The sequence below is a fragment of the Amycolatopsis sp. NPDC004625 genome, assembly GCF_040609695.1.
GTDB lineage: Bacteria > Actinomycetota > Actinomycetes > Mycobacteriales > Pseudonocardiaceae > Amycolatopsis.
In genome coordinates this window covers 19,569-31,795 of record NZ_JBEXKX010000040.1, presented here as the reverse complement: position 1 = coordinate 31,795, position 12,227 = coordinate 19,569, and the positions used below count along the sequence as shown (strand labels likewise).

9 protein-coding genes are annotated in these 12,227 nt (G+C 73.8%); 5 read left to right on the top strand and 4 right to left on the bottom strand.

What is annotated here, in order from left to right; all coding sequences use genetic code 11:
• Positions 1–51: 51 nt before the first annotated feature.
• Positions 52–882: an LLM class F420-dependent oxidoreductase gene (locus ABZW17_RS34650; protein ID WP_354823574.1), complete on the top strand. Its 831-nt coding sequence runs from the start codon at positions 52–54 to the stop codon at positions 880–882.
• Positions 883–962: 80 nt separating this feature from the next.
• Here ABZW17_RS34650 and kstR read toward each other — a convergent pair whose 3' ends face one another.
• Positions 963–1,583, bottom strand: a complete 621-nt coding sequence (gene kstR, locus ABZW17_RS34645; RefSeq protein ID WP_004561263.1) for a cholesterol catabolism transcriptional regulator KstR — start codon at positions 1,581–1,583, stop codon at positions 963–965.
• A 146-nt stretch (positions 1,584–1,729) separates the two neighbouring features.
• Here kstR and ABZW17_RS34640 point away from each other — a divergent pair, with 146 nt between their 5' ends.
• From ABZW17_RS34640 to ABZW17_RS34630, 3 genes are all read left to right on the top strand, one after another.
• Positions 1,730–3,784 carry an acyl-CoA dehydrogenase family protein gene (locus ABZW17_RS34640; RefSeq protein WP_354823571.1) on the top strand — a complete coding sequence of 685 codons (2,055 nt, stop codon included), beginning with the start codon at positions 1,730–1,732 and terminating at the stop codon, positions 3,782–3,784.
• Positions 3,785–3,928: 144 nt separating this feature from the next.
• Positions 3,929–7,051, top strand: coding sequence for an SNF2-related protein (locus ABZW17_RS34635; protein WP_354823569.1), 3,123 nt, complete (start codon positions 3,929–3,931; stop codon positions 7,049–7,051).
• Complete coding sequence (locus ABZW17_RS34630) at positions 7,051–8,211, top strand: SWIM zinc finger family protein (protein WP_354823567.1); 1,161 nt, start codon at positions 7,051–7,053, stop codon at positions 8,209–8,211. Before ABZW17_RS34635 ends, ABZW17_RS34630 begins: the two co-directional genes overlap by 1 nt.
• Here ABZW17_RS34630 and ABZW17_RS34625 read toward each other — a convergent pair.
• On the bottom strand, positions 8,205–9,443 hold the full coding sequence (locus ABZW17_RS34625) for an alpha/beta hydrolase (protein ID WP_354823565.1): 1,239 nt from the start codon (positions 9,441–9,443) through the stop codon (positions 8,205–8,207). The genes ABZW17_RS34630 and ABZW17_RS34625 overlap by 7 nt on opposite strands.
• Positions 9,444–9,507: 64 nt before the next feature.
• Here ABZW17_RS34625 and ABZW17_RS34620 point away from each other — a divergent pair, with 64 nt between their 5' ends.
• A complete protein-coding gene (locus ABZW17_RS34620) occupies positions 9,508–10,893 on the top strand; it encodes a wax ester/triacylglycerol synthase family O-acyltransferase (RefSeq protein ID WP_354823563.1) in 1,386 nt (461 codons plus the stop codon).
• Here ABZW17_RS34620 and ABZW17_RS34615 read toward each other — a convergent pair.
• Both ABZW17_RS34615 and ABZW17_RS34610 read right to left on the bottom strand, forming a co-directional pair.
• Positions 10,877–11,374: a nitroreductase family deazaflavin-dependent oxidoreductase gene (locus tag ABZW17_RS34615; RefSeq protein WP_354823561.1), complete on the bottom strand. Its 498-nt coding sequence runs from the start codon at positions 11,372–11,374 to the stop codon at positions 10,877–10,879. The two genes, ABZW17_RS34620 and ABZW17_RS34615, sit on opposite strands and share 17 nt — an antisense overlap.
• On the bottom strand, positions 11,374–12,210 hold the full coding sequence (locus ABZW17_RS34610; protein WP_354823559.1) for an alpha/beta fold hydrolase: 837 nt from the start codon (positions 12,208–12,210) through the stop codon (positions 11,374–11,376). The genes ABZW17_RS34615 and ABZW17_RS34610 overlap by 1 nt, the downstream gene beginning before the upstream one ends.
• Positions 12,211–12,227: the final 17 nt, after the last annotated feature.

Here is a 12,227-nt window from a genome sequence, read left to right as displayed (position 1 = left end):
GAGATGACTCCATCCTGCACCCGCTGTCAACCCGGTGGTAGTCCTTGACGTATGGAATTCGGGATTTCGACGTTCGTGACCGACGAGGGCATCCGGCCGGACGTGCTGGGTGCGGCGCTGGAGGAACGCGGGTTCGGCTCGCTGTGGCTGGCCGAGCACTCGCACATCCCGGTGAGCCGGGAGACGCCGTACCCGGGCGGCGGTGAGCTGCCGCGGGTGTACTACCGCACGCTCGACCCGTTCGTGGCCCTGACCGCCGCGGCCACGGCGACGTCGGAGCTGCTGCTCGGCACCGGGATCGCGCTGCTGATCCAGCGCGACCTGATCCACACGGCCAAGGAGGTCGCGTCCCTGGACCTGATTTCCGACGGCCGCGCGCTGTTCGGCGTCGGCGTCGGCTGGAACCGCGAGGAGATGCGCAACCACGGCACCGACCCGAAGACCCGTGGCGCGCTGATGGACGAGCAGCTGGCCGCGCTCAAGGAGATCTGGACCCACGACGAGGCGGAGTTCCACGGCTCGCACGTCGATCTCGACCCGATCTTCAGCTGGCCGAAGCCGGTGCAGCAGCCGCACGTCCCGATCTACATCGGCGGCGAGAGCGAGGCGGCCCTGAACCGCCTGCTCAAGTACGGCGACGGCTGGCTGCTGCGGGGGTACACGAAGTACCAGGAGGCCCAGCGGGTGCGCCGCTGGCTGGCCGAGCAGGGCCGCGAAGACGTCCAGTTCGCGGTCTTCGGCGGCCCGACGACCCCGAAGGTGATCGACGGCTTCCGCGAGGCCGGCGTCGAGCGGTACACGTTCCTGCTGGACACGCTGCCGGAAGCGGAGACGCTCAAGGCGCTGGACGAGCTGGCGAAGGTGGCCGACGGCCACCGCTGAGGGTGACGTCCACGGCGCTCGGCACCGGAAACTGTCGGTGCCGAGCGATAGAGTGGAACCGGGGGGCGCCCCCGCGGCGGCTACTTGTCCAGGAGCAGGTGCACCGAGAGTTCGAGGCGGTTCGCGACGTCGGCGGCCGAGGCGCGGCGGGTCACCCAGGCCACCAGGTTCGCCATCCACACGTCCGCGACGACGTGGAAGATGTCGCGGTCCGCCTCGGCCGGCTCGGCGATGCCCATCGCCTTGGCGAACATGTTCTCCATCAGCCGTCCGACCTGCTCGACCTCGGCGGCCGCGGAGGTGTCGGCGAACATGAACGCGCGCACCATCGCCTCGGTGAGGTGCGGGTCGCGCTGCATCATGCGGGTGTTGCGGCCGAGCACGAACATGAGCCGCTCGGCGGGCGTCTCGCCCGGGATGGCCTGGCGCTCCAGCTTTTCCTGCGCGCGCTCGAACTCCCGGGCCAGCCCGGAGACCAGCAGGTGGATCTTCGACGGGAAGTACCGGTACAGGGTGCCGAGGGCGACGTCGGCCTTCTCGGCGACGGCACGCATCTGCACCGCGTCGTAGCCGCCCTTCGAGGCCAGCGCGAGGGTGGCGTCGATGATCCGGCGGCGGCGGTCGCGCTGGGCGGCCGAGCCGAGCTCGTCGGCCCCGATCGCGCTCAGGCCGTTGCCGCGGGCCTTGGTCTTGCCTGGCATCGGCGTTCCCCCGTCCTTCGGAACTTGTTCCAGTTCACGACGTAGATTACCTGTCCTGGCGAACCTCGCGACAGCTGACCCACTGGCCGAAAAACTGTAACACGTTCTACACTCGCGAGTAGTGTCGTACACCGCGAGGAGGCCCGATGCCGGTCGCGCTCACCGAGGAACAGGCCGCGCTGGCCGAGGCGATCCACGCCTGGTCCGCGGCGCACCACCCGCGAGAGGCGGTGCGCGCGGCGGAAACCGGGGCCGGCGCGGAAGTCCCGGCGGGGTTCGCCGCTCTCGGCCTGTTCGGCGTCGCGGTGCCCGCGGCGGCCGGCGGGGCCGACGGCAGTGTCGCCGATCTCGCCGCCGGGCTCGCCGCGGCGGCGGAAGAACTCGTTCCCGGCCCGGTGCTGGGGACCGCCCTCGCCGGCCTCCTGCTGGCCGAGGTCCCCGAGGCGAAGGAGCTGCTGTCCGCCGTCGCCGAGGGCGAGGCCACGGTCGCGGTCCTGCTGGACGAGCTTTCGCTCGAGGACGGCGTCAGCGGGCTCGTGCCCGGCGCGGACGCCGGGACGTGGCTGCTGGTGCCGGTCGACGGGGGCCACGTGCTGCTCGCGCCCGGCACGCCCGGGGTGACCGTCGAGCCCCTGACGGCGTTCGACTTCTCGCGCCCGCTGGCCCGGATCCGGTGCTCGGGCGTCCGTGCCGACGTGCTCGCCCTGCCGCCGGTCCGGCCGCCGGCGGCGATCCTGGCCGCGGCCGAAGCGGCGGGCGTGGCGCGGCGGTGTCTCACCATCGCCGTCGAACACGCCAAGGTCCGGGAGCAGTTCGGGCAGCCGATCGGGGCGTTCCAGGCGGTCAAGCACCTGTGCGCCGAGATGCTTTGCCGCGCCGAAGCCGCCGAAGCGCTGGCCTGGGACGCGGCTTCCGGGCAGCACCCGCTGTCGGTGGCCGGTGCGGCCGTCGTCGCCCTCGACGCGGCCGTCGCCAACGCCAAGGACTGCGTCCAGGTGCTCGGCGGGATCGGGTTCACCTGGGAGCACGACGCGCACCTGTACCTGCGCCGGGCGGTGGCCCTGCGGCAGTGGCTCGGCGGGTCGTGGCGGCGGCAGGCGGCTTCGCTGGCGCTCTCCGGAAGCGAGCGGACGCTGGGTGTAGACGTCGGCGACGATCCCGCGCTGCGGGACGAGGTGGCGCGGATCGCGGCACTGCCCGCCGCTTCCCGGCGCGTCGCGCTCGCCGATGCGGGGTTACTGGCGCCGCACTGGCCGGTGCCCTACGGCCGGGGTGCCGACGCCGCGGAGCAGCTGCGGATCGACGCCGCGCTGGCCGCCGCCGGCGTCCGCCGTCCCGACCTGGTGATCGGCGCGTGGGCGGTGCCGACGATCCTCGAGCACGGCAGCGACGAGCAGCGCGCGCGGTTCGCCCGGCCGACCCTGCGCGGCGAGCTCACGTGGTGCCAGCTCTTCAGCGAGCCCGGTGCGGGGTCGGACCTGGCGGCGCTGCGGACGGCCGCCCGGCGCGTCGACGGTGGCTGGCTGCTGTCCGGCCAGAAGGTGTGGACGTCGCTGGCCCGCGAAGCCGACTGGGGCATCTGCCTGGCCCGCACCGACCCGGACGCGCCGAAGCACAAGGGCATCACGTACTTCCTGGTCGACATGCGCGCTTCGGGCATCACGACGCGCCCGCTGCGCGAGATCACCGGGGAGGCGGTGTTCAACGAGGTGTTCCTGGACGAGGTGTTCGTCCCGGACGCCGACGTCGTCGGCGTCCCGGGCGGCGGCTGGCGCCTGGCGCGCACGACCCTGGCCAACGAGCGGGTGGCCATCGGCAGCGGTTCGGCGGTCGGCGAAAGCGTGCAGACCTTGGTGTCCACAGTGGACGCCTCAGCGTTGGACGACGTCGCTTTGGACCGGCTCGGTTCGCTGGTCGCCGACGGGGTGGCGGGCTCGGTCCTGGACCTGCGGGCGGCCCTGCGCCGGCTGGAGGGCCAGGACCCGGGCGCGGAGTCGAGCGTCCGCAAGCTGCTCGGCGTTTCCCACCGGCAGGACGTGGCGGAGTTCGCGCTGGAGCTGGCGGGCACGGGCGCCCTGCTCGCGGACGGTCCGGCCCAGCAGGAATTCCTCCTGACCCGCTGCCTCTCGATCGCGGGCGGCACGACCCAGGTCCTGCGGTCCCTGACGGCGGAACGCCTCCTCGGCCTGCCCCGCGGCTGATGCCCCGCCAATCACGCGTGATGCCTCCTGGGTCACGCGTGATGCCCCTCGGCGCACGAGTGGGTTGCGTCGGGCAACGGTGCGAAAGGACCGTTCGTGCCGCCGAGGGCAAAACTGTCGGTCCCGTGTTCTAGCGTTGCGGTCGTGGAGTTCAGCGCAGACACCCAGGCCACCTACCTCCCCGCGGATCCCCCGCGGGAGGGCGTGCTGGCCCTGTGGGGCGAGGACGTGGCCGGTGGGACCACGATCGAGCTCGTGCTGCCCCGCGGCGCCAAGTTCGCGCGGACGAAGGTCGACGCCGAGCTGGTCCCGCTGGAGCGGGCGCTGCCCCGGCTGCTGTCGGTGGGGGAGGAGGCGAGCCCGGCGGTCGCGGCGTGGTCGGCCGCCGTCAACGCGGGGGTGAACCTCGTCGCCCGGGGGCGGCTGCGGCCCGCCGTCTCCCCGGCCGGCGCGGCGGCCTGGCGCATCGGCCCGTTGGACGCCGCCGACGAGGAACTGCTGCGCGGGCTCGCCGGTGCGTTGCCGCCGGAGGCGTACGCGCTGCCGCTGACCGGGCTGAAGCGCATCCGCCTGCACTCGCCGGACTCGCTGGTCCGCGCGCTCTGGGACGCCACGGCCGACCTGCTGGTCCGCAGCCCGGCCGCGCCCGTCGGGGCCGGCGACCCCGCGTTCGCGGCCCGTGAACCGGCGTTGCTCGGCCCGGACGGCGCCGCGTGGCTCGCGGAGCTGGAGGCTCGCGAACCGCGTGGCGTGCAGGTGCTCCTGCGGGTCGAGGGCCGGGACGACGACACGTTCGCCGGCGTGCTGGCGGTGCGCAGCATGGCCGAGCCGAGCCTGGTGGTGGAGGCGGCCACGCTGTGGGACGCCCCGGACGCGGTGCTGAACCGCCTCGGCGACCAGGTCGAGACGCAGCTGCTGCTGGGCCTGCGCCGCGGCGCGCGAGCCTGGGCCCCGCTGGGCCGGGTACTGGCCGAGCCGACGCCCGCGGGGCTGGCGCTGTCCGACGACGAGGTCGTCGACCTCCTCACCGAAGGCGCCCGCGAGCTGGGCGGCGCGGGGATCGAGGTGCTGTGGTCGAAGGGCCTGTTCGCGGGCGAGGTGAAGGCGAAGGCGAGCGCAACGCAGGCGCCGGCGAGCGTGGCGGGGCCGGAGTTCGCGCTGCGGAGCCTGCTGGAGTTCCGCTGGCAGCTCAGCCTGGGCGGCGAGCAGCTGACCGAGGCCGAGGTGACGGCGCTCGCCGAGGCCAAGCGGCCGCTGGTCCGCCTGCGCGGCCAGTGGGTGCGCGTGGATCCCCAGCTGCTCGCCCGCGTCCGCGGCCGGACCCGCAGGCTCGACGCGGGTGAGGCCCTGGCGGCGGCGTTGACGGGCGAGCTGGACCTGGACGGCGAGCGCGTGGAGTTCGCGGCGCCCCCGGCCCTGGACGGCTTGGTGTCGCGCATCCGCGACCGGGCGGAGGGTGCGGTGGCCCCACCGCCGGGGTTGCAGGCGACGCTGCGCCCGTACCAGCGGGCGGGACTGGCCTGGCTGGCGACGATGACGGGACTGGGGCTGGGCGCGTGCCTGGCCGACGACATGGGGTTGGGCAAGACGATCCAGCTGATCGCCCTCCACCTGCACCGGCGCGACCTGGCAGCCCAGGCTCTGCCCGCCGCGGCGCTCGCCGGCGACGGAACGCAGGCAGGCGACGGAACGCAGGCAGGCGTGGGGGTACCGCCGCAACCCGGCGAGGTGGCTCGCCCAGCGGCCGACCCGGCGCCGGAGTCCGGTGCGCTGTCCGGCGAGGTGACCCAATCGGCAGCCGGGCCGGTGCTGGATTCCGGCGTGCAGCCCAGCGACGTGGCCCAACTGGCGGCCGGCTCGGTGCCGATCGGCGAAACTCCCGCGGCTGGCGGCCTGCCGGTGGCCGGAGCCGAGGGACCGGCGGCCGACCCGGCGCCGGATTCCGGCGTGCAGCCCGGTGAGGACACCCGGCCGGCATCCGGCCCGCTGCCGGTCGCCGAAGGGCCGTCGGCCGTCGGTGGGCCCACCCTCGTCCTCTGTCCCACCTCCCTCCTCGGCAACTGGGAGCGCGAGTTCGCCCGCTTCGCCCCGGACATCCCCGTCCGCCGGTTCCACGGTGGCGGCCGTCACCTCGGCGACCTCGCTCCCGACGAGGTCGTCCTGGCCACCTACGGCGTCCTCCGCCGCGACCGCGAAACGCTGTCCGAAGTGGACTGGGGGCTGGTCGCCGCCGATGAGGCGCAGCACGTCAAGAATCCGCTGTCCGCCACCGCCAAGGAACTGCGCAAGGTTCCCGCCCGGGCCAAGGTCGCGCTCACCGGTACGCCCGTCGAGAACCGCCTCACCGAGCTGTGGTCCATTGTGGACTGGACCACCCCCGGCCTGCTCGGCCCGCTCGACCGCTTCCGCCGCACCGTCGCGCGGCCGATCGAACGCGACCGCGACAAGGCCGTCACCGAACGGCTGGCCGCCACCGTCCGGCCGTTCCTGCTGCGGCGGCGCAAAAGCGACCCCGACATCGCCCCGGAACTGCCGCGCAAGACCGAGACCGACCGGTTCGTCCCGCTCACCGCCGAGCAGACCACCCTCTACGAAGCCGTCGTGCGCGAAAACCTGGCCGAAATCCGCGAGACGCAGGGCATCAAGCGGCGCGGCCAGGTCCTGCAGCTGCTCACCGAACTCAAACAGATCTGCAACCACCCCGCCCAGTTCCTCAAGGAGCCGCACGGCACCCTCACCGGCCGCTCCGGCAAGCTCGCCGCGTTCGAAGAACTGCTGGACGTCATCCTCGACGAGGGCGAGAGCGTGCTCGTCTTCAGCCAGTACGTCCAGCTCTGCCGCCTGCTCGAGCGGCGCCTCACCGAGCGTGGCCTGCCCACCGAACTGCTCTCCGGGGACAGCTCGCCGGCCAAGCGGCAGGACATGGTCGACCGGTTCCAGGCCGGCGAGATCCCCGTTTTCCTGCTCTCGCTCAAGGCGGGCGGCGTCGGGCTCAACCTGACCCGGGCCACCCACGTGATCCACTACGACCGCTGGTGGAACCCGGCGGTCGAGGACCAGGCCACCGACCGCGCGTACCGGATCGGGCAGGACAGGCCGGTCCAGGTGCACCGGCTGATCGCCGAGGGCACCCTGGAAGAACGGATCGCGCAGGTCCTCGAAAAGAAGCGCGGGCTCGCCGAGTCGATCGTCGGCGCGGGCGAAGACTGGATCACCGAACTGTCCGACGACCAGCTCGCCGACCTCGTCCGGCTCGGGAGCGGGTGATGCCGCCACGGCGGAACTTCGGCACCACCTGGTGGGGCCGCGCCTGGGTCGACGCCCTGGAACAACGCGCGAAGCTCGACCCGAACCGGCTGCCGCGCGGGCGGACGTACGCGCGAAAGGGCACGGTCGGCGAGCTGCACTTCGGCGCCGGTGAGATGACGGCGCGGGTGCGGGGCAGCCGGCCGCAGCCGTACAAGGTGACGATCACCATGCGCACCTTCACCGACGGCGAGTGGGACACGCTGCTCGGCGTGGTCGGCACGCAGCTCGGGCACGCGGCCGCCCTGCTCGACGGCGAGCTGCCCGGCGCGCTGGCCGAGCAGGCCCGCGAGGCGGGCGCCGACCTGCTGCCGGGCCCGGGCGACCTGCGGCCGCGGTGCTCGTGCCCGGACTCGGCGAACCCGTGCAAGCACGTCGCCGCGGTGTACTACCTGGTCGCCGACGAGGTGGACCGCGACCCGTTCACGCTGTTCCTGCTGCGTGGCCGCCCGCGGGTGGACGTGCTGGCCGAGTTGCGCGCCCGCCGGTCGCCGGCCCGCGGCGAGAAACCGCAGCTCCCGAAGCGCGTGGACGAGGGCCTGACACCGAAGGCCGCCTACGCCCGCCGGCCGGGTGCGATCCCTGCCCTGCCGCCACCACCGCGGGTCCCCGGGCCACCGGCGGTCCTGGACCTCGACCCGCCCCCGGTCACGGGCTGGACGGCGGCGGCCCTGACCACCCTGGCCGCGGATGCGGCCGCCCTCGCCCGCGACCTCCTGACCACCGGCGCGGCGGCGGCCGAGCTGACGTTCGAGGAGGACCTCGCCCGCCGCGCGGCGGCCCGGACGGCCCCGGAGATCACCGCCCTGGCCACGGCGGCGCAGGTGCCGCCCCGCGACCTGACCCGCTGGGCCGAGGCCTGGCGCGAAGCCGGCCGCGGCGGCCTGGCGGCCCACCGGGAGACATGGCAGCCAGGCCCGGGTCCCCTGGCCGAAGCCCAGGAAGTCCTGGCAGACGCGGGCCTGCCGGGAAAGCCGAAGGTGTGGCGAAACCGCCTCACACAGGGAGAACTCCAACTGCGCTACGGCCGCGATGCGCGTTGGTACCGCTTCGTCCGCGAAGGACCGGAGTGGCGCCTCGACGGCCCGCCTTCGGCGAGCCCGCTGGACCTCGTCTACTGAGCCCGCTCGGCTTTCCAGGCGTTGTACGTGTAGTCCAGGAACCGCGCCACCCCGCGCACCACGTGCGCCGACCGCACCGACGTGAACACGTCGAACGCGTGCTGCGCCCCCGCCAGCTCCGCGTACGCCACCGGCTGCCGGGACTTCTCGCGCAGGCGCGAAACGAACTCGCGCGCTTCCCGCACCGGGACCAGCGAATCGTCCCGTCCGTGGATCACGAAGAACGGCGGGGCGTCCGACGTGATCCGATCCAGCGGCGACGCCGCGATGTAGTCGTCCAAGTGGGCCACCGGATCCCGGTCCGGCGCGAACACGCGCCGCGCGATCAGGCTCTCCAGGCGGTACTGGCTCGCCGGTGCGCCGGACGTCGCTGCGAAGTCGTACACGCCGTAGTGCGGGACGCACGCCTGGACGCTCGTGTCGACGTCCTCGAACGACGGCTGCAGGGCCGGGTCGTTCTGGGACAACGCCAGCAGCGCCGACAGGTGGCCGCCCGCCGAGCCGCCCGTCACCGCCACGAACCGCGGGTCGCCGCCGTAGGAGGCGATCGACGTGCGAATCCACGCCAGGGCCTGCTTCGCCGCGACGATGTGCGCCGGCCAGCGGTGGGCCGGGGACAGCGGGTAGTTGATCGCGACGCACACCCAGCCGCGCCGCGCCAGGTAGCGCATCAGCGGCCGGCCCTGCTCCTCCTTGTTGCCGATCACCCACGCCCCGCCGTGGACCTGCAGCAGCACCGGAGCACCCGAGACCGGCGAAGCAGGGCGGTAGACGTCCAGCAGGAACCGCTTGCCGCCCGGGGCGTAGGCGATGTTGCGGTCGACGCGGACGTCCGGGGCGCCCATCCGGAACGGCAGCGCCAGCTCGCCCCACGGCAACCCCAGATCGGACCGGCCCAGTTCCGAGGCGTAGTCCGGACCCAGCGCCGACGTCAGCGCCTTCTCGATCTCCTCGCGGGCGCCGTGCCCGGTGCGGACCAGGGTGGCCAGCCCGGCCGCGGACGCCGCCGCCATCGCCAGGCCCGCCTTCGTCGACCGGTCGCCGACGCCGTGGCGGGCCACGTGGAGCAGCGAATCCGCGGCCGTCAGGGCCAGGAACTGGGGCGCCAGCTCGCCGGTCAGCCAGCCGGCGAAGAACACCGGGATCGTCGTGGACCGGGCCCGCAGCGGGCGGAGGGCGTTGGCGGTGAGACCGAGCTGGACCGCGCGACGGATCAGGAAATTCGGCTGCACCACCGCGATGATACCGGCGAGTAGGGTGACGCGCCGCTCACCGGATGTGGCCTACCCTGGCGCCATGCAGAGATTGAGCGGCCTCGACGCGAGTTTCCTCTACCTCGAGACGTCGTCGCAGGTCCTGCACGTCTGCGGGCTGCTCGTCCTCGACGGCTCGACCGTCCCCGGCGGCTACTCGTTCGCGAAGCTCCACGAAAAGCTCGACGGGCGCGTCCGTGAGATCCCGGCGTTCCGCCGCAAACTGCACAATCCGCTCTGGAACCTCAGCCACCCGGTCTGGATCGAGGACGAGGACTTCGACCTCGACCACCACGTGCACCGCATCGGCGTGCCCGCCCCCGGCGACCGCGCCGAACTGGCCGACCTCTGCGCGCACATCGCCGGGCAGCAGCTGGACCGCGCGCACCCGCTGTGGCAGCTCTACGTCATCGAGGGCCTGGCCGACGGCCAGTTCGCGGTGCTGCTCAAGATGCACCACGCGAGCGTCGACGGCGTCAGCGGCGCCAGCCTGATCACCCACCTGGCCGGCCTGGCACCGGACGCGCCGATGCCGGAGGTCGACGAGCGCCGCAACGCCGGGACGCCGTCGCCGCTGGACCTGCTGCGCTCCGGCGTCGAGAACGTCGCGAGACGGCCCGCCGAGGTCGCTCGGCTGCTGCCGGACCTGCTGGGCCTGGTGCCGCGGTGGCTCGGCCGGGCGTTGCGCGGCCAGGGGATGCCGGTCCCGTTCACCGCGCCGAGGACGTCGCTGAACGGCACGATCACCGGGCACCGCAGCGTCGCGTTCGCCCAGCTGGACCTCGCCGAGATCAAGGAGGTCAAGAACGCCTTCGGGGTCACGGTCAACGACGTCGTGCTCGCCCTCGTCGCCGGCGCCCTGCGCGAGTTCCTCGACGCCCGCGGCGAGCTGCCGGCGGACCCGCTGGTGGCGACCGTCCCGGTCTCGGTGCACGACCGCACCGAACGGGAGCACGGCAGCAACAAGGTTTCGGCGTTCTTCGCCTCCCTGCCGACGCACCTGGCCGACCCGGCCGCGCGGGTGTTCTTCCTCGCCGAGGCCAACCGGCGGTCGAAGGACCACCACCACGACATCGACGCCGACATGCTGCAGGACTGGGCGCAGTTCTCGGCCGCGACGATGTTCGGCCTCGCCGTGCGCGCGTATTCGGCGCTGCGGCTGGCCGAGAAGCATCCGGTGGTGCACAACCTGGTCGTCTCGAACGTGCCCGGCCCGCCGATGCCGCTGTACTTCCTCGGCGCGCGGATCACCGGCTTCTACCCGCTCGGCCCGGTCTTCCACGGCGCCGGGCTGAACGTCACCGTGCTGTCCAACGCCGGCCAGGTGCACGTCGGCCTGCTCGGCGCGCGCGAGCTGGTCAAGGACCTGTGGCCGCTGGCCGACGCGCTGCCGGACGCGCTCGCCGAGCTGCTCAAGGCCGCGGGCTGAGCACCACCACCGGGATCTCCCGCTCGGTCCAGGCCTGGTACTTCGCGAAGTCCGCGTACAGCTCGACCAACCGCGGCCAGAGCGCGTCGCGTTCGGCGCCCGCCGCGACCCGCGCCCGGACCGGCACGCCGCGGCGGCCCTTGACGTGGATGCGGGTTTCCGGGCGTGCGACCAGGTTGTGGTACCACTGCGGGTGCTTCGGCAGGCCGCCCTGGGACGCGACGATGACGACGTCTTCGCCGTCGCGCAGGTACAGCAGCGGCGTGGTGAACAGCCGGCCCGACCTGCGGCCGCGGTGCTCCAGCAGCAGCGTCGGCACCGGCTTGCGGAAGCCGGCCCCGACCCGCCAGGTGCTGCCGACCCGGCCGCCGGTCAGCCGGAAGACCGCCACCTGCGCCTTGGCCGCGTACTTGATGACCTTGACCGTGACGGGCGAGTCGAGCCCCTCGGGTTTCTGGTCGGGCAAGCTGAAGCGTCCCATCAGAACTTCCTTCCTCGGAGCGAGCGGACGGCGGTGAGCAGGGCGGGCACCCACCGGTCGGCGGCGAGGACGCAGGCGGCGTGCCCGGCCGCGACCTCGTAGCTCACCGCGCCCGGGATGCGGCGGGCGAGGGACCGCTGGTGGTCCGGGGCGATGAACCGGTCCCGGGCGGTCACGACGACCGCGGCCGGCAGGCGCAGCGTGGGCAGCCACGGCGTCGAGTCGAACCGGCCGATCTCGTCGACGGCGACCGCGATCTCCCACGGCTTGGTCGACCGGAACTCCCGCAGGCCCCACCGGTGGTCCTCGACGCGCCGCGACGGTGCCACCGGGAGCCGGGCACGCGCACGCAGCCGCGGCAGCGCCCGGCCGAAGACGTCGAGGGCGGCGCGTTGCCGCAGCCCGCGGCGGAAGGAGCTCGCGGTGGAACAGAGCACCAGACCGGTAACACGTTCTGGTTCGGCGCGCGCCACGAGCTGGGCGACCAGCCCGCCCATCGAGTACCCGGCGAGCGCGAACCGCGCCAGGCCGAGCGCGTCCGCGACCGCCACGACGTCCTCGGCGCAGTCGGCGAGCCGGAACTCCGGCGACCGGATGCCCCGGCCGTGCCACCGCTGGTCGAACACGACGACGCGGTGGTCCCGCGCCAGCTTCGCCAGCGCCGGGTACCAGGTCAGCAGGCCCGTGCAGGCCACGGAGTGCAGCAGCACCAGCGCGGGCGCGTCCCGCGGCCCGACGTCGGTGACGACGGTCCGGCCGCGCCCGGGCAGGTCGAGCGGAACCGGGTCGGGCACGCCGGCGGTCGGCGGCACGGTGAGCAGCCGCCTCCGCGCCATTGCGCCACCCCCGGGGG

Coding starts and splice junctions, on each gene's coding strand:
- ABZW17_RS34650 (WP_354823574.1), top strand. CDS start 52: ATGGAATTCGGGATTTCGACGTTCGTGACCGACGAGGGCATCCGGCCG.
- kstR (WP_004561263.1), bottom strand. CDS start 1,583: ATGCCAGGCAAGACCAAGGCCCGCGGCAACGGCCTGAGCGCGATCGGG.
- ABZW17_RS34640 (WP_354823571.1), top strand. CDS start 1,730: ATGCCGGTCGCGCTCACCGAGGAACAGGCCGCGCTGGCCGAGGCGATC.
- ABZW17_RS34630 (WP_354823567.1), top strand. CDS start 7,051: ATGCCGCCACGGCGGAACTTCGGCACCACCTGGTGGGGCCGCGCCTGG.
- ABZW17_RS34620 (WP_354823563.1), top strand. CDS start 9,508: ATGCAGAGATTGAGCGGCCTCGACGCGAGTTTCCTCTACCTCGAGACG.
- ABZW17_RS34615 (WP_354823561.1), bottom strand. CDS start 11,374: ATGGGACGCTTCAGCTTGCCCGACCAGAAACCCGAGGGGCTCGACTCG.
- ABZW17_RS34610 (WP_354823559.1), bottom strand. CDS start 12,210: ATGGCGCGGAGGCGGCTGCTCACCGTGCCGCCGACCGCCGGCGTGCCC.